The sequence below is a fragment of the Paenibacillus sp. J31R98 genome, from assembly GCF_056269245.1.
This window is the reverse complement of sequence record NZ_JBWDNO010000010.1, coordinates 1-16,639: the sequence shown is the minus strand read 5'-3', so window position 1 is coordinate 16,639 and position 16,639 is coordinate 1. Positions and strand designations below refer to the sequence as shown.

The window sequence follows — 16,639 nt, the reverse complement described above, 5'->3', positions numbered from 1 at the left end:
CTTCGCGCACCTCGCGCTTCGTGCCGCTTCGTGTCACCGCGATTGCGCCAGCACAAATAAAACAAACCGCGGACGCTGTTCATTTGTCCCCGGTCTGCAGCATACGCATCACATCAAGCTCCCCGGCAATCCGGGGGGCTTTTGTGCCTCTTAGAGGCAGCATCGATCGTTTCACGACCGTTTTAATTTCGGCCGGTGACAGTCCTGGCCGATGAGCAAGTAATAAGGCAATGGCACCGCTGACATGCGAGGTCGCCATCGAAGTGCCGCTCATTTCGTGATATTTGCCGCGCAGCCAAGAGGACAGAATTTTGTCGCCTGGCGCATACACATCAATATAAGTGCCGCGATTGCTGAACGGCGCAATACGGCGCAGCCTGTTCGTCGCGCCGACGGCAATGGTCTGCGGATAACGGGCTGGGTAGTCGATTGCCTTGCGTTTGCCGTCATTGCCGGAAGAGGCAACAATAATAACGCCTGCGTTATACGCATTCGTAACGGCAGTCAGCAGCGACTTGCTCCTTGTTTTCATGCCGAAGCTCATGTTGACGATATCCATCTTGTTGCGCACGCACCAATCAATGCCGAGTACAATGTCAGAGACGAAGGCGCTCCCGTTCTGATCGAATGCCTTCACCGGATAGACAGTGGCGCGGGGGGCTACGCCGATCATGCCGTGCAGCTGGTTCGCGGCGGCGATCGTCCCGGCGATGTGGGTCCCGTGTCCGTTATCGTCATGCGGCAGCGTACCGCGGCTGAGCAGATTGATGCCCCTGCCGAGCGAATGCTTCAAGTCGGGATGGCTGAAGTCAACGCCGGTATCAATAACGCCGATTTTAACGCGGTGTCCAGTCGTCATGCTCCAGGCGAGCGGAGCTTTAATCTCCTGCACGCCCCATGGGATTCCCTTTTCACGGGATACGGATTTGAATGCGGTAGAATGAACGGTTAGAAGAGGGTCGTTCTCGACCCGGATGTCGGCGCAGGAGGCGGAAGAGAGCAGATCTTGAGCGATGGGCAGGGAGAAGCCATGAATGGAAGGGAGATGGCGGATCAGCTTCTTGTTGCTGTCGATTTTCGACCACTCGCTGTGGAACTGCTCGTAATCGGCAAGCTGCCGGAAACGGACGATCCGCCGCTTAACGTTAGCGGCTCCAACAGATAACGCGCTGTGTAACAGGCGGAGAATTGTCGTTTTGTCCAAATTAGGCTTCCCCTCCCCGGCGACTTTGTTGCTAACGGAGTCGCACGTAAGCTCCAACTACCAGTTACAATGTTTGCTGCAGTATTGTATGAACGAGCGTAACAAGCTGTATAAGCAACTTGCCTTTTTTCGCATAATTAGGCTGCAAACCGTGTCATTCGCCGTACGGGCACATATCATAGATCAAGAGTCATTAACGGGCTCTTATTACCGGAATAGGCGGCAGCGCTTTATCCGGAAGGATACAGTCAAAGCGAGGGGTTCTCCTTCGCTTTTTCTTTTGGGCATCTGCATCTATGGGGGAGCTTGCTTTTTCCAAAGAAATAGGTTTTACTATAGGTTGATAATGGATTGCTTGGATTTTGTGTGAAAGATTGATTTGCCAGTCCCGGCAGTTGTACATGAGAGGAAGTGTCCGAAATGAGCAGCGAGATTGTCTTGAAGATCGATCCAGAGCGCGTCAAAGAAATGCCGATGGTCGACTTGGCATTTGAATTGCTGAAAGCGGCGAACACGCCGTTCTACTATCGCGATCTAATGATGGAAATTGCAAAAATTCGGGGCCTGTCCCAAGATCAAATCAACGATGTTATTGCGCAAGTATATACAGAAATTAATATCGACGGACGTTTCGCGTGCGTCGGCAGCAACATGTGGGGATTGAAGCGCTGGTATCCGGTTGAGCGCAATGAAGATCCAGTTGGCAATGCGAAGCGTTCGCGTATTATCAACGACGAGGAAGACGAGGATCTGTACGCCGACGAGGAAGAGGATACTTACGCAGCCGAGGAAGACGATTTCGATTCGTACGATGAGGATCAAGAGCTCTTCGATGAAGCAGAGGAAGATGCTGAAGTCGATGAAGAAGTGGCTATCGACGATGAAGAGATCGAAGAAGAGGGCATTGAAGTCGAAGGCGTTGGCGAAGTAGACGGCGACGACGAAGAAGATGCTGAGGAAGACTTCGAAGACGAAGACGAAGAAGACGACAAATAAAATCGCTTGTGACGGTATCCCTTTTGTCCGCTTGACATGGGGATACCGTCCGAGTAAACTATTGTTTGGGCTTCAAGTACGGACATGCGAGCAAAACGGTTTTGCCGTCATGCAATAGACAAATTCAGAAAGTGCCCCGTTTATACGGGTGTCACTTTTTTCTTTTTTTTAACCATTTTTCTTGCGAAAATGGGGGAAACTATTCTTTAACCATACATTCTGTGGAGGGTATCATCAGTGACTAAGTACATTTTTGTAACAGGCGGTGTTGTATCGTCGCTCGGTAAAGGTATTACGGCAGCCTCGCTCGGGCGTTTGCTCAAGAATCGCGGATTGAAAGTAACGATCCAGAAATTCGATCCGTATATTAACGTTGACCCGGGAACAATGAGCCCGTATCAGCACGGCGAAGTATTCGTTACGGACGATGGCGCTGAGACGGACCTTGACCTTGGCCACTACGAACGTTTCATCGACATCAATCTGTCGAAGAATAGCAACGTAACGACAGGTAAGATCTATTCGACCGTTATTTCCAAGGAGCGCCGCGGCGAGTACTTGGGCGGCACGGTTCAAGTTATCCCCCACATTACGAATGAAATTAAGGACCGCGTATTCCGCGCAGGCAAAGAATCAGGTGCAGATGTTGTCATTACGGAAATCGGCGGAACTGTCGGCGACATTGAGAGCCTTCCTTTCCTCGAGGCGATTCGCCAAATTAAGAGCGATATCGGCCGTGACAATGTGATGTACATTCATGTCACGCTCATTCCTTATATCAAAGCGGCCGGCGAAGTGAAGACGAAGCCGACGCAACATAGTGTAAAAGAACTAAGAAGCATCGGCATCCAGCCGAACGTCATCGTATGCCGCACGGAGTACGAGCTGGCTGATGATCTGAAGCGCAAGATGGCGCTGTTCTGCGATATCGATCCAAGCGCAGTTGTTGAATGCCGCGATGCATCGACATTGTATGAAGTACCTCTGAACCTGCGTGAGCAAGGCTTGGACGAAATCGTCGTCAATCATTTGAAGCTGACGGTTGGACCTCCGGATATGTCGGAGTGGGAAGATCTCGTTCGCCGCGTGCAGAAGCTGAGCCGCACGACAGAGATCGCCATCGTTGGTAAATACGTTGCCCTGCACGATGCTTACCTCAGTATCGTTGAATCCCTTAGCCACGCGGGCTTTGATGCCGACGCTGATGTGAAGCTTCGCTGGGTAAATGCAGAAGAATTGACAGCAGATAACGTTGCCGATATACTGCAAGGCGTTAACGGCGTTCTTGTACCTGGCGGCTTCGGCGATCGCGGTATCGAAGGTAAAGTACAAGCGATTCGCTATGCTCGCGAGAACAAGGTTCCGTTCTTCGGTATTTGCCTTGGTATGCAAGTTGCGGTTATTGAATATGCTCGCCATGTAACAGAACTTAAAGATGCGAACAGCTCGGAGATTAACCCGCTTACTCCGTATCCGGTTATCGACTTGCTGCCGGATCAGAAGGATATTGAGGACATGGGCGGCACGATGCGCCTTGGCCTGTACCCTTGTAAGCTGAAGCCAGGCTCGCTTGCTGAACGCATGTACAACGACGAGCTTGTGTATGAGCGTCACCGTCACCGGTATGAGTTCAACAATGAATACCGTGAAACCATTGAATCCGCAGGGCTGAAGATTACGGGCACATCCCCGGATGGACACCTCGTTGAGATGGTCGAGCTTCCAGAGCACCCTTGGTTCCTTGCGGTACAATTCCATCCGGAATTCACATCGCGTCCGAACAGACCGCAGCCGCTGTTCCGCGGATTCGTTCGCGCAGCACTGGAGCAAGCAGAGGGCTAAGTCGCTCAGACAATATTTTTAAGAATTTTTCCAACGCAAGCAGGAATATGGATACTCGGACGCGAAACAGTAGCGAGGGTTATGGAATTCTAATCCAATCTAGGCGAGTGATTGTCGTACATTCCTGGGAGGGTTTCAAGTTGGAAAACAAGAAAGTCTTGATTGTCGATGATCAGAATGGCATTCGTATTCTATTGATGGAAGTGTTCAGCAGCGAAGGGTATACCACCTTCCAAGCCCCGAACGGCAAGCTGGCGCTCGAAATCGTAAAGAGCGAGAGTCCCGATCTGGTTTTATTGGATATGAAGATTCCAGGTATGGACGGACTGGAGATATTGAAGCATGTCAAAGCGATTAACAAGGATATCAAGGTCATTATGATGACGGCCTATGGTGAGCTTGACATGATTAAGGAAGCGACCGATCACGGTGCGCTGATGCATTTTACGAAGCCGTTTGACATTGATGAGATGCGAATGGCGGTTAATCTTCAGTTGCGCGGCGGAGACGCAAGCGGCTGGTACGCAGTGGGATCCTAACTAGTGGATCCCACTTTTTTTTGTGCTCCGAGCGGTTTATGGAGGGGTCAGATGGGCATGTAAGGGAGCAAGGTGTTTTTCAGGCGCTTGTACCAAACGAAACATGATTGTGGTATACTGGTTTGGTGCGTATCAGATGCGTGATTTTTAGATCAAAGACAACCTTATGAGGCTCCATGCTTCATAACAATTTAGGAGGAGTAGAGAACCATGCCACTCGTTTCAATGACTGAATTTTTGCCAAAAGCAAAAGCTAACAAATTCGCGGTAGGCCAGTTCAATATGAACAACTTGGAGTTCGCGCAAGCGATCACTGAAGCCGCTATGGAAGAGAACGCTCCGTTTATCTTCGGTGTATCCGAAGGCGCCCTGAAATACATGGGGATCGAGTACACAGTTGCGATTGCTGAAGCAGCAGCTAAGAAATCCGGTTTGCCAATCGCTCTTCACCTTGACCACGGCAGCAGCTTCGAAGTTGCTATGAAATGTATCCGTGCAGGTTTCTCCTCCGTTATGTTCGACGGTTCCCACTATGGACTTGAAGAGAACATCGAGCTGACGAAGCAAGTTGTTAAAGCAGCGCGCGCTATGGGCGTTTCCGTAGAGGGCGAGCTTGGTACAATCGGCGGCGTTGAGGATGACATCAGCGTTGACGAAGAGCACGCATCCCTTGCTAAGCCAGAAGAAGCGATCCGTTTCTACGAAGAAACAGGCGTTGATTGCTTGGCAATTGCAGTAGGTACTGCTCACGGTATGTACAAAGGCGAGCCAAAGATCCACTACGATATCATTCAAAAAGTATCCGATGCAATTCCAGTTCCAGTTGTATTGCACGGCGGTTCCGGTGTGCCTGACGAAGCAATTCGCCTGTCCATCGCAGCTGGCGTAGGCAAAATCAACGTAAATACAGAGAACCAAGTGGCTTGCACGAACGCAATCCGCGAAGTTTTGAGCGGAAACTCTTCGGTTTACGATCCTCGTAAATACCTAGTGCCAGCTCGTTCTGCTATGAAAGCAGTCGTTCAAGAAAAAATCCGTTTGTTCGGCAGCAGCAATCAAGCGTAACTTCCGGAGCAAACTAAGAATCAAACAAACAGCCGCGTCATGAGCGCGGGCCGATTAGAAGCAGGCGCTTTCGTCCTTCAAGAAGTTGTTGAGAGATGGGGCGCTTGCTTTATGGCATTTAGTGGGATCGATGGACACTAAGGGCAACTCGCTTTCTTACGCGGCCGTTTATGATTCTTCTGTTCTCTTCTCGGATAGGAGGATATGGAATACAGATGGAAAAACTGATGATCCGCGGCGGGCAACCGTTGCGCGGCACCGTACAGATTAGCGGTGCGAAGAATAGTGCTGTAGCGCTGCTTCCGGCTGCAATATTGGCAGAATCAACGGTAACGCTCGATAATCTTCCGCATTTGAGCGATGTTGCGGTTTACAGTGAGATTTTGGAGGATCTTGGCGGTACGGTACATTGGAGCGGCGATTCAATTGTTATTAATCCCGCTGCGATGCAATCCATTCCGATGCCTAACGGCAAAGTGAAGCTGCTGCGTGCCTCGTATTATTTGATGGGTGCATTGCTTGGCCGTTTCGGCGAAGCGACAATCGGCCTCCCAGGCGGCTGCAATTTCGAGCCCCGTCCGATTGATCAGCATATTAAAGGCTTTGAAGCGCTTGGCGCGCAAGTGACGAATGACCACGGCTCTGTAAGGATTGTGGCGAAAGAGCTGCGCGGGGCAAAAATCTACTTAGACGTCGCCAGTGTTGGGGCGACAATTAATATTATGCTTGCGGCCTCCCGGGCCAAAGGCTCCACCATTATTGAAAATGCGGCAAAAGAGCCTGAAATCATAGATGTAGCTACACTTCTTAATTCCATGGGCGCTAAGATTAAAGGTGCCGGTACCGAAACCATTCGAATTGAAGGCGTCGAGCGGATGCACGGCTGCCGACATTCTATTATTCCCGATCGTATTCAAGCAGGAACGTACATGATTGCTGCTGCGGCAACCCGCGGCGATGTCTTAATTGATAACGTTATTCCGAAGCATATGGAAGCTGTCACAGCGAAGCTTCAAGAGATGGGCGTTCATGTGTATGAGATGGATGAGTCCATTCGTATTGTGGGTCAGCCGCGCTATGAAGCGATTGATGTGAAGGCGCTTGTATACCCCGGATTTGCCACGGATTTGCAATCCCCAATGACTAGCTTGCTGACTCAAGCGACAGGCGTAAGCATTTTGAGCGACTATGTATATAGCAACCGATTCAAGCATGTGCCGGAGCTGACACGGATGGGTGCTAACATTCGTGTGGAAGGTCGTTCGGCGATTGTCGACGGAGGCAAGCTCAATGCAGCTAAAGTACGCGCAGCGGATTTGCGTGCAGGCGCAGCACTTGTTGTTGCAGCACTGACTGTTGAGGACGGCGTGACTGAGATTACAGGCGTCGAATATATTGACCGCGGTTACGACAACCTCGTTGAGAATTTACGCATGCTTGGAGCAGATGTTTGGCGTGAATAGTCAGTACATTTCGGGTCGGCCTTTGGAATAGAGAAGGCCGATTCCGGCAATGATGGTTGAGGCTTGGACTTTTTTTAACTGTTTTGCCAGTACAAGGACGGCATAGCCGTTTTTGCTTGGAACATTGAAAAAGATGGTGATAATATGTCAGAACTTCAGATCACAGATCTTGAAGTGATGAAGCTCACAGAGCTGTATAAGCTGGCCAAACAGCACCAGATTCAGGGCTATGGCCAATTGAAGAAGCGAGAACTGATTTTTGCGATTCTGCGTGCGCAAGCTGAGCAGAGCGGACTTATGTTTATGCAAGGCGTACTCGAAATTTTACCCGAAGGCTTCGGTTTTTTGCGACCGATCAACTATTTGCCAAGTCCAGAGGATATTTATATTTCCGCTTCGCAAATCCGCAAATTTGACCTCCGTACAGGTGATTTAGTTTCTGGTAAATGCCGTGCCCCTAAAGAAAATGAACGATTTTTTGGATTGCTTCAAGTAAATGCCGTTAATGGAGAAAGCCCCGAACACGCTGCAGAACGTCTTCATTTTCCAGCTCTTACTCCACTCTATCCCGAGAAGAAATTGGTGCTCGAAACCGCTACTCCCAAGATCTCTACACGAATTATGGATTTGCTTGCGCCGGTCGGACTTGGCCAGCGCGGTCTCATTGTAGCGCCGCCTAAGGCTGGTAAAACATTGCTTCTGAAAGAAATTGCGAACAGCATTTCCACTAATCATCCCGAAATCGAATTGTTCGTCCTACTCATTGATGAACGGCCCGAGGAAGTAACTGATATGTCCCGTTCCGTGAAAGGCGAGGTCGTCGCTTCGACATTCGACGAGCTTCCGGAGAATCATATTAAAGTTGCCGAGCTGGTGCTGGAACGTGCGTTGCGTCTTGTAGAGGCTAAGAAGGACGTCGTTATTCTGCTCGATAGCATTACGCGACTTGCTCGCGCATACAACCTTGTTGTGCCGGCGTCAGGCCGTACGCTTAGCGGTGGTATTGACCCTGCTGCGTTTCATCGTCCGAAACGGTTCTTTGGTTCGGCTCGTAACGTCGAAGAAGGCGGTAGCTTGACGATTCTGGCAACAGCACTTGTCGAGACAGGCTCGCGTATGGATGATATTATTTATGAAGAATTTAAAGGTACAGGCAATATGGAGCTTCACCTTGACCGGAAGCTCGCGGAACGCCGTATTTTCCCGGCGCTCGATATTCGCCGTTCCGGCACACGCCGCGAAGAGATGCTCATGTCGAAGGAACAGCTTGATAAAGTATGGGCAATCCGTAAGAGCATGAATGACTCGATGGAGTTTGTAGACGGCTTCTTGAAGAAGCTTGGTGAGACGAAGACGAACGAAGAGTTTTTGATGTCGCTTGATACATCCGCGGTAGCGCCTGCATCTGCGCCAAGAAGCAGACCGAGCACAAGCGGAGGCGCCCGGACAAGCAGCAGCAGTTCCGGTGGCAATGGCTCGGCTGCGCCGAGAAGACCGGCGACACGCTCGACGACTGTGACATAGATTTTGAATTGCTTATGAAGTGACATTTTGCCCGGTGCAAAATGTTTAGGAGGTTAGTTACATCATGAATCTCGTTTACGCAGATGAACATGGCAATTTGTTCGATCATCCTGATTGGACAGGGCTTGGCCGCAGCGGCGATATGGTTGTTGAGCTGATGGAAGATGAGCTCATTCCGCTGCCGGATGGGGCAACGATGGTTGGTCTGCCGCATACCCGCCCAATCGGTATTCATAACGAAAGCGGCGAGATGCGTCCGATGCCGGGCAATGTGCAGGCGGTTGGCGCGTTGCTTCCGCAAGGTTATACCCGTTTGTGCATTCCGGGCTATATGAAGACGGATAAGACGCAGAAGCTGCCGCTATTCGGTTACTCTGCCGTTGTGTGGAAGGAAGACGGATTCTACGTGGCAGCGCAGAAATGCGATGATCCGGAACGCTGGAACCCGATGAACTGCGATCCGAAGGAGCTGAACGTTGGCGTAGAGAGGCTGCTTGCGAAGTACCCGGAGAACCGGTTGTACAAGCATCTGTCCAACTGTGCGCTAGGCTATGAATGCCTGACCGCGTCCAACACGTTCCTTCAACGCTGGGAAGGCGCAGTTCCGGTATCGTTCTCTTGCAACGCAGGCTGCTATGGCTGCATCTCGGAACAGCCGGATGACAGCGGCTTCCCTGCACCGCAGACTCGGATGAACTTCAAGCCGACTGTAGATGAGATCGTTGACGTCATGATGGAGCATCTCGTGACGCCGGATTCGATCATCAGCTTCGGCCAAGGCTGTGAAGGCGAGCCTTCGACGCAAGCGAAGATCATCATTGATGCGATGCGCGAAGTACGGAGACGGACGAATCTTGGTTACATCAACATCAACACGAATGCGGGCCTGACGGATCATATCCGCGGCATCGTGGATGCGGGACTTGATCTCATGCGCGTAAGTACGATCAGCGCACTGGACGATCATTACAATGCGTATTACAAGCCTCGCGGCTACACGCTTGCGAATGTGGAGAAGTCGCTCCGCTACGCGGCGGACAAAGGCGTCTACACGTCGATCAACTATCTGATCTTCCCAGGCGTCACTGACCGTGAAGAAGAGATCGAGGCGATGCTTGGCTTCGTTAAGCGGACAGGGCTGAAGCTTATCCAGATGCGCAACCTGAATATTGATCCGGAGAGTTATTTGGACCTTATTCCGAAGCCGCAAGGCGATATTTATGGCATGAAGCAAATGCTGGAGATTTTCGCTGACGAAGTTCCGGATGTCGTGATTGGCTCTTATACGCATGTGCCGCCTGCACCTCTAAAGCAGCCGCTGTAAGGTTGTTCGCATACTGAACTTTCCAGCTTGGCAGCCTACAAAAGCATTGCTTTATCGAGAGTGACCATGCTATACTCTCCTAGTGTGTAATTACTCTGGGTCCGCATGTTGATCCAGGGCGGAAAGAGGTGAACGAGATGAAACAAGGTATTCATCCGACATACCACATCACAACAGTAACTTGCGCTTGTGGCAATAGCTTCGAGTCTGGTTCGATTAAACAGAACCTGCGCGTTGAGATTTGCTCCAACTGCCACCCGCACTTCACGGGTAAGCAGAAGTTCCTGGATGCTGGCGGTCGCGTCGACAAATTCAAGAAGAAATACGGTATTTAATCTGCCGAAAATTAGCAGAATACAAGAACCTCCCTCAGCCATCCTATTGGTTAAGGGAGGTTTTTTTATGCGAAGCAAACGGCTTATATTAGGTGTAATAACGGTCACGGTCATGACGGCCATCTCTCTAACAGCGTGCGGCGGCAATAAAGATGCCACGAATCATTATAATGCGAACTCGTACGGACACGACGGCTACTTAGGGTTGTCCAACAGCAACCCACACTTGCCTAATCGCAACGGCAACTTTCTCAACCAGAATGATGATGGGAATTTTGCGCAGCGCCAGCTGCTGCAGCAAGTTAGCGGAATTAAGCGGGTTAACATTATGTTCCGCACGCCCGATATGGATGTGACCATTACACCTAAGCCAGGAGTGAACAAGGCGCGGTTGAAACGGGAAGCAACTGCCGTGCTGAAGAAGAACATGCCTCGCTATAACGTCAAAGTGAAGGTCACCTGAGCCTAACGCAGCTCAATACAGCTCCATAGTCTTGGCATTGAACCAGCGAATCGGCGCTTGCACTTTGCGGTAGAACAAGCTATACTTACTTTTGCCGTGCTAGATGGGGAGGTAGCGGTGCCCTGTAGCTCGCAATCCGCTGTAGCGAGGTTGAATCCCTACCCGAGGTTGTGTCGATGTGGGGCTGGAGTTCATGAACAGTGTTGACGGCTGGGTCCTCCGCAATGGACGCCTGTGAACGGGTCAGGTCCGGAAGGAAGCAGCCATAAGCGGGTCCGCCCATGTGCCGGAGGAGTGCTTGGCCTGAGCTGGGAGTGGAAGTGCCGCTCATGTCGCATTTATCAGAGGTAGGTGCACGGTCACCTATGAATGAAGCTAACATCCTTTTGTGGTTCGATAAGAACCATGAATAGGATGTTTTTTTCTGTTCTGGCAGGATTATCTACTTTCGTAGCCGAAATGGAATAGAATCGGACCCGGATCTACGTAAAGGAGACAAGAGCATGCCCGATATTCCTTCAGCATCCATTGTACGTCTCAGCCTTCAGGCTCTTGAAAGCTATTGCGGCCAATTCGCAGATACGATGATTGTCATGCTGGACGAATCCCTTAAGATCGTCCATGTAAATACTCGCTTTCTAAAAGAAACGGGTTATGCCGAGGCGGATTTGCTGGAGCAGCCGCTAAGCGTAATCACGGACGGAACAGGACAATGGACGGACCCGGCTGTGTTGTTCGAGACCATTGCGAGTCGGCTGCAGCGTCCGGTGAATGAGGGAATTCCTCTGCAGCTGATTGCAGCTGAGAGCAACCGGATCTCTGCGACTACCGCTCCAATCATTGTCCAGACGGAGCAAGGCATCAGATGTCTGTTTTTTCTGTACAGCCAAAGCGGTATGCGCTCCGGCAATCTCATAGAACGCTTTGGAGAGACGATGCTGCGTGATGAGCATATCGGCGTCATTCTCCTGCATCCCGAATCGTTAAAAATATTAGATATTAGTCCGCTCGCCTGCCAACTGCTCGGTGTCGAGCAATCGGCTGTCGTGAATGTGGAGCTGTCATCCTTCTTCGCCGAAGCGGAGAAGGAGTATGCGATCATATGCGAAGCCCTCGCGAGCGGCGAGACCGTTCGGAACTATCCGCTGACCTGGCGATACGAAGATAAACAAAGCGAGCTGCTGATGGATGTCGGCCTGCTGCACAGTGCAATCTTCGCCAGGGAAGGCGCTTATATTATTTTCAAAGACGTGACGAATCTACGCTCGCTCGAGACGCAGGTGCAGCGAAGCGACCGTCTGGCGATGATCGGACAGATTGCAGCGGGCGCCGCGCATGAGATCCGCAATCCGCTTACGGCCATTCGCGGCTTCCTGCAGATGTTCCGCAAAACAATGATCGAACACAATATGAACAAAGAAAAAGAATACACGGATATCATGCTTGGCGAGCTTGATCGAATTAACCATCTCGTCGGTGAGTTTCTATTGCTCAGCAAGCCGAAGCAAATGACAACCAGCTGGATCGGCATCGAAAGCGTGCTGCGAGATATTATGCCGGTTGTCTCAAGTGAAGCACTGCTGCATAACGTAACGGTGAACTGGGACGATCAGATGGAACTGCCGCGTGTTCTTGCAGACGGCGAGATGCTGAAGCAGGTCTTTTTAAACTTGTGCAAGAACGGGATTGAGGCGATGACCGAAGGCGGGACGCTGACCGTGCGGGGATCTGTACTCCAATCGGGCAAGTCGTCGCGGCTTGTCATTGAGATTGAAGATACAGGGCCGGGGATACCGGCTCACCTGGCTAATAAGATCTTTGATCCTTTCGTGACGACGAAGCAGAATGGTACCGGGCTCGGTCTATCAGTCTGCCAACGGATCTTGCATGACTTCGGAGGTACCATCTCTGCGGCAACAAGGGAGCAAGGTGCGCTGTTCACGGTCATGCTTCCTTGTTAGAGAACGCTTTCCTTGTCCGCCCGTTCCTATGCGCTTAACTTGATTTCGTCTCTTTTTGGGTGATGAAGCGGTTTTGCTAGGCTGTCTGCATCGTGTATAATAGAGTACAAAAGCCGAAAGGAACGGATCGTATGTCACATATCGCTTTATACCGTGCTTGGCGTCCGCAGACGTTCCAGGATATGGTCGGCCAGCAGCATATTATTCAAACTTTACAGAATGCGATTCGCGAGCAGCGGGTTTCGCATGCCTATTTATTTAATGGTCCGAGAGGGACGGGTAAGACGACAGCGGCGAAAGTAATGGCCAAAGCCATTAACTGCGAACGCGGTCCGACGCCTGAGCCCTGCAATGTCTGCGATGCATGCCGAGGTATAACCGCCGGTACGATTATGGATGTTGTGGAGATTGATGCTGCATCCAATCGCGGTATCGACGAGATTCGGGATATACGCGACAAGGTGCGTTACGCGCCGTCTGAAGTGCGCTACAAAGTGTACATCATTGATGAAGTACACATGCTGACTTCCGAGGCGTTCAATGCACTCTTGAAGACGCTCGAAGAGCCGCCTGCTCACGTCATCTTTATCTTGGCGACGACAGAGCCTCACAAGCTGCCGGCAACAATCATCTCTCGTTGTCAGCGTTTCGATTTCAGGCAAGTTTCCATGCCGGAGCAGACCGAGCGGCTTCGCCAGATATGCGAAGAAGAAGGCATTCAAGCGGAAGACGATGCGCTTGCTTATATAGCTAGATTGTCCGACGGCGGGATGCGCGATGCCATCAGCCTGCTTGAGCAAGTATCCGCTTACGGCGGAGAACGAATAACGCTGAACGATGCGATTGATGTTACGGGCGGTCTTGCGACAGAGCAGTTCAAGCTGCTCGCTGATGCGATAAGAGAGCGGGATGCGGCAGCGGTCATGCCGCTTGTTGAAGGGCTCATGCAGGCGGGCAAGAGTGCGGACAAATGCCTCGAGAACTTGATCTTCTACTTCCGGGATTTGCTCGTACTCAAGCTTGCTCCCGGCGGCAAGGTGGCAACGGAACGCATTGTCGATCAGGAGAAGTACCGCGAGATGGCGAACTCCTTTAGCAGCGAGCTGCTCTTCCGGATGATTGACGTGCTTAACCAGTACCAGCTTGAGATCCGCCACGCGGCGCTGCCGCAGACGATATTCGAGATCGCGCTTATGAAGATTTGTACGATGCAGGATACAGGCGGCGGAGCATCTGTTGGTGCTGGCTCTGAGTCGGCTTCCCCTGCAGGCGGTGATGGCGGTGCTCCAACCGGCGAAGTACAGCGTCTACAGCAGCGCATCGACACGCTGGAGCGCAAGATCGAGCAGTTGCTCCAATCTGGCGTCCGTCCGGATGGACAGGGCGCGGCTTCCGGCGAGCAAGCCGGCGGTGGTGCGCGAGGCAATCGCAACTCTGGCTTCGGTGCTAAGAGCGGCGCAGCGGGAGGCGCAGGTTCGCCTATCATTGCGCGCGTGAAGCTGGATCCATTCTTGGCTGCTGCCGAGAGTCAGGCGACCGGTCAGGTGCGGATGAAGTGGAGTGACATTTTACAGCGGGTGAAAGGGAACAATATTTCCACCCATGCCTGGTTCGTGAACGGAGATCCAGTCTCAGCGGCGGACAACACGATCTTGGTTGCATTCAAGAACTCCATCCACCGGGAGACGACGGAGAAGCCGGCTAACCGCGAAGTCATCGAGCGGGTGCTTAATGAAGTGTTCGGTCGACCTGTTCGATTGGCAACCGTCATGCTGAAGGAATGGCAGACCGCAGCGGAGAAAGGCCCAGCGCCGGCAGGCGAGCTGCTGTTCGAGCAAGAAGATGGCGATAGTCAGCCGAAGGAGCCGGAGTGGGTTGAAGAGGCTGTGAAGCTGTTCGGCGAAGATCTTGTTGTTATTGAAGACAAGTAATGCATACCAATATCTTAACTACACATAAGGAGTGACCCTAACAATGAATAACATGAACCAAATGATGAAGCAAGTGAAGAAGATGCAAGAGCAAATGCTGAAAGCGCAAGAGGAACTTGGAACGAAGCTTATCGAAGGTTCTGCTGGCGGTGGCGTTGTTACTGTACAAGTTAACGGTCATAAGAACGTACAAAGCATTGTGATCAAGCCAGAAGCTGTGGATCCAGACGATATCGAAATGCTGCAAGATCTTGTGCTGACTGCAATCAACGATGCGCTGAACAAAGCTGATGAACTGGCAAACAAAGATATGGGTAAATTCACAGGCGGTATGAAAATTCCAGGCCTGTTCTAATTGTGATTTAGTAGAGGAGCTTCCGCCTTGTATTATCCCGAACCGATAGCCAAACTGATAGATGCCTTTAGCCGCTTGCCGGGCATCGGTCCGAAGACGGCAGCCAGACTGGCATTTCATGCTTTGAAAATGAAAGAAGATGACGTCATCGATTTTGCGAAGGCGCTCGTCAGCGTGAAACGAAATCTGCATTACTGCTCCGTATGCTGCAACATTACCGACACCGACCCGTGCCGAATTTGTTCTGACAAGAGCAGGGACAATTCGATCATCTGCGTCGTGCAGGAGTCGCGTGACCTCGTTGCCATGGAGAGAACCAAGGAATTCCAAGGCCAATACCATGTGCTTCAAGGGGCGATTTCGCCGATGGAGGGGGTTGGTCCGGATGAGATCCGCATTGCCGAGCTGCTAAGGCGGCTCAGTGACGAGACCGTTCAAGAGATGATCCTCGCCACGAATCCGAATATTGAAGGTGAAGCGACAGCGATGTACCTGTCTCGTCTCGTGAAGCCATTCGGTATACGAGTGACGCGGATAGCCCATGGTCTGCCTGTAGGCGGAGATTTGGAGTACGCGGATGAAGTGACGCTCTCTAAGGCGCTTGAAGGCCGCAGAGAACTCAGCTAATGGAATTAATCTTTAACCCCGTAGGAGGGATGTCTCCTGCGGGGTTATTTGCTTTTACGCGGGCTTATCCGACAGGGGCTTGTTCTATTTCCGCAGTCTGCTCATAAATTCAACTATATGCCTTTTGCTGGGATGGCTATTCGATCGGAGAGAGGGGCGTTTAGCATGTGGAAGTTATGGCTGCGTTCGAAGAAGCAGGCTGCGGTGTTGAAACAGAAGAAGACCGAGGTACAGGAGCAGCTCGAGCTGTATGCGGAGATTAAGACGGCGAAGCAGGAATGGGATAATGCACAGCGGTATTTCGAATACGCACTCGGCAAAGATCAGATTGATTATGCCGTATTTGCAATGGCTGCAGCTGAGAAGCGTTATGAGATGCTGATTCGTAAGGCCAAGCGCATGCCTATAAAATGGTCAAATCTGAAAGGTGGTTTATCCGGATGAAAACGGTATGGTTGGTTAGTCTAATTGTGTCCTCGCTGCTTCTTATAGTCGTTATGTTTCGGCACAAGCTACCGCTGCAATGGGTAAGGCGGTTTGCGCTTCATCTTATAGCGGCAGCTCTTGTTCTTTATGTGCTTAACTTTTCGGGATTGATATCAGGGATGGAAGTGCCACTTAACCCTATGACGATTGGTACAGTTGTGCTACTCGGCCTGCCGGGTATTATGCTGGTTCTTGGACTACAGATGACGTTATTTTGAATGTAATATTTTTCAAGTAAATAATTTAAGGATAAGCCTTGACCTTATAGAAGCATATATGTTACATTATTTCTCGCGCCACTGAGGCGCTTACGAGTTGCAAAAACAAATTAAAAAAAGTGCTTGCAATGAAGTAAACGAATGTGATATATTAATCAAGTCGCCGCTGAGACATACGGCGCACGAAACAAGAATATTTGTTCCTTGAAAACTGAACAATGAGCGACCTGTTAAAGGTCTTAAAACAAGCTAGTTTTTTGAATGAGCTAACAAGCGAATTCATAAATGATCTTCGGATCACTTTTA

At 50.9% G+C, this 16,639-nt stretch carries 16 protein-coding genes and 1 other RNA gene; 16 read left to right on the top strand and 1 reads right to left on the bottom strand.

What is annotated here, in order from left to right:
• Window positions 1-79 precede the first annotated feature (79 nt).
• Window positions 80-1,204, bottom strand: a complete 1,125-nt coding sequence (locus AC0YNX_RS26970) for a S8 family peptidase (RefSeq protein WP_475818803.1) — start codon at window positions 1,202-1,204, stop codon at window positions 80-82.
• 420 nt (window positions 1,205-1,624) lie between these two features.
• Here AC0YNX_RS26970 and rpoE point away from each other — a divergent pair, with 420 nt between their 5' ends.
• The 16 genes from rpoE (at window position 1,625) to AC0YNX_RS26890 (ending at window position 16,333) form a co-directional block, all read left to right on the top strand.
• Window positions 1,625-2,200, top strand: a complete 576-nt coding sequence (rpoE, locus tag AC0YNX_RS26965) for a DNA-directed RNA polymerase subunit delta (protein ID WP_475818802.1) — start codon at window positions 1,625-1,627, stop codon at window positions 2,198-2,200.
• Between the two features lie 237 nt (window positions 2,201-2,437).
• Window positions 2,438-4,042, top strand: coding sequence for a CTP synthase (locus AC0YNX_RS26960; RefSeq protein WP_475818801.1), 1,605 nt, complete (start codon window positions 2,438-2,440; stop codon window positions 4,040-4,042).
• 140 nt (window positions 4,043-4,182) lie between these two features.
• Window positions 4,183-4,581 (top strand): response regulator, encoded by a 399-nt coding sequence (locus AC0YNX_RS26955; RefSeq protein WP_475818800.1) that lies wholly within the window; start codon window positions 4,183-4,185, stop codon window positions 4,579-4,581.
• 210 nt (window positions 4,582-4,791) lie between these two features.
• On the top strand, window positions 4,792-5,646 hold the full coding sequence (gene fba, locus AC0YNX_RS26950; RefSeq protein ID WP_475818799.1) for a class II fructose-1,6-bisphosphate aldolase: 855 nt from the start codon (window positions 4,792-4,794) through the stop codon (window positions 5,644-5,646).
• A 215-nt stretch (window positions 5,647-5,861) separates the two neighbouring features.
• Window positions 5,862-7,109, top strand: coding sequence for a UDP-N-acetylglucosamine 1-carboxyvinyltransferase (locus AC0YNX_RS26945; RefSeq protein ID WP_475818798.1), 1,248 nt, complete (start codon window positions 5,862-5,864; stop codon window positions 7,107-7,109).
• A 144-nt stretch (window positions 7,110-7,253) separates the two neighbouring features.
• Window positions 7,254-8,633: a transcription termination factor Rho gene (gene rho, locus AC0YNX_RS26940; RefSeq protein ID WP_475818797.1), complete on the top strand. Its 1,380-nt coding sequence runs from the start codon at window positions 7,254-7,256 to the stop codon at window positions 8,631-8,633.
• Between the two features lie 64 nt (window positions 8,634-8,697).
• A complete protein-coding gene (locus AC0YNX_RS26935; protein ID WP_475818796.1) occupies window positions 8,698-9,957 on the top strand; it encodes a radical SAM family protein in 1,260 nt (419 codons plus the stop codon).
• 137 nt (window positions 9,958-10,094) lie between these two features.
• Window positions 10,095-10,292, top strand: a complete 198-nt coding sequence (gene rpmE, locus AC0YNX_RS26930; RefSeq protein ID WP_475818795.1) for a 50S ribosomal protein L31 — start codon at window positions 10,095-10,097, stop codon at window positions 10,290-10,292.
• 67 nt (window positions 10,293-10,359) lie between these two features.
• Window positions 10,360-10,755, top strand: a complete 396-nt coding sequence (locus AC0YNX_RS26925; RefSeq protein ID WP_475818794.1) for a hypothetical protein — start codon at window positions 10,360-10,362, stop codon at window positions 10,753-10,755.
• A 94-nt stretch (window positions 10,756-10,849) separates the two neighbouring features.
• An RNA gene (gene ffs / locus AC0YNX_RS26920) (signal recognition particle sRNA large type) lies at window positions 10,850-11,114 on the top strand.
• A gap of 144 nt (window positions 11,115-11,258) precedes the next feature.
• Entirely contained in the window at window positions 11,259-12,716 is a 1,458-nt protein-coding gene (locus tag AC0YNX_RS26915) for an ATP-binding protein (RefSeq protein ID WP_475818793.1), read from the top strand.
• 131 nt (window positions 12,717-12,847) lie between these two features.
• Entirely contained in the window at window positions 12,848-14,647 is a 1,800-nt protein-coding gene (dnaX, locus tag AC0YNX_RS26910) for a DNA polymerase III subunit gamma/tau (RefSeq protein ID WP_475818792.1), read from the top strand.
• Window positions 14,648-14,690: 43 nt separating this feature from the next.
• Window positions 14,691-15,002, top strand: coding sequence for a YbaB/EbfC family nucleoid-associated protein (locus tag AC0YNX_RS26905; protein WP_090582045.1), 312 nt, complete (start codon window positions 14,691-14,693; stop codon window positions 15,000-15,002).
• A gap of 27 nt (window positions 15,003-15,029) precedes the next feature.
• Complete coding sequence (gene recR, locus AC0YNX_RS26900; protein WP_475818791.1) at window positions 15,030-15,629, top strand: recombination mediator RecR; 600 nt, start codon at window positions 15,030-15,032, stop codon at window positions 15,627-15,629.
• 165 nt (window positions 15,630-15,794) lie between these two features.
• Window positions 15,795-16,073: a DUF2508 family protein gene (locus tag AC0YNX_RS26895; RefSeq protein WP_475818790.1), complete on the top strand. Its 279-nt coding sequence runs from the start codon at window positions 15,795-15,797 to the stop codon at window positions 16,071-16,073.
• Window positions 16,070-16,333: a pro-sigmaK processing inhibitor BofA family protein gene (locus AC0YNX_RS26890; RefSeq protein WP_475818789.1), complete on the top strand. Its 264-nt coding sequence runs from the start codon at window positions 16,070-16,072 to the stop codon at window positions 16,331-16,333. The genes AC0YNX_RS26895 and AC0YNX_RS26890 overlap by 4 nt, the downstream gene beginning before the upstream one ends.
• The last annotated feature ends 306 nt before the right edge of the window (window positions 16,334-16,639 follow it).

What these genes read in the sequence shown, in the direction of transcription:
- AC0YNX_RS26935 (WP_475818796.1), top strand. Translation starts at nt 8,698, where the DNA reads ATGAATCTCGTTTACGCAGATGAACATGGCAATTTGTTCGATCATCCT.
- dnaX (WP_475818792.1), top strand. Translation starts at nt 12,848, where the DNA reads ATGTCACATATCGCTTTATACCGTGCTTGGCGTCCGCAGACGTTCCAG.
- AC0YNX_RS26925 (WP_475818794.1), top strand. Translation starts at nt 10,360, where the DNA reads ATGCGAAGCAAACGGCTTATATTAGGTGTAATAACGGTCACGGTCATG.
- rpmE (WP_475818795.1), top strand. Translation starts at nt 10,095, where the DNA reads ATGAAACAAGGTATTCATCCGACATACCACATCACAACAGTAACTTGC.
- rpoE (WP_475818802.1), top strand. Translation starts at nt 1,625, where the DNA reads ATGAGCAGCGAGATTGTCTTGAAGATCGATCCAGAGCGCGTCAAAGAA.
- fba (WP_475818799.1), top strand. Translation starts at nt 4,792, where the DNA reads ATGCCACTCGTTTCAATGACTGAATTTTTGCCAAAAGCAAAAGCTAAC.
- AC0YNX_RS26945 (WP_475818798.1), top strand. Translation starts at nt 5,862, where the DNA reads ATGGAAAAACTGATGATCCGCGGCGGGCAACCGTTGCGCGGCACCGTA.
- AC0YNX_RS26890 (WP_475818789.1), top strand. Translation starts at nt 16,070, where the DNA reads ATGAAAACGGTATGGTTGGTTAGTCTAATTGTGTCCTCGCTGCTTCTT.
- AC0YNX_RS26905 (WP_090582045.1), top strand. Translation starts at nt 14,691, where the DNA reads ATGAATAACATGAACCAAATGATGAAGCAAGTGAAGAAGATGCAAGAG.
- AC0YNX_RS26895 (WP_475818790.1), top strand. Translation starts at nt 15,795, where the DNA reads ATGTGGAAGTTATGGCTGCGTTCGAAGAAGCAGGCTGCGGTGTTGAAA.
- rho (WP_475818797.1), top strand. Translation starts at nt 7,254, where the DNA reads ATGTCAGAACTTCAGATCACAGATCTTGAAGTGATGAAGCTCACAGAG.
- AC0YNX_RS26915 (WP_475818793.1), top strand. Translation starts at nt 11,259, where the DNA reads ATGCCCGATATTCCTTCAGCATCCATTGTACGTCTCAGCCTTCAGGCT.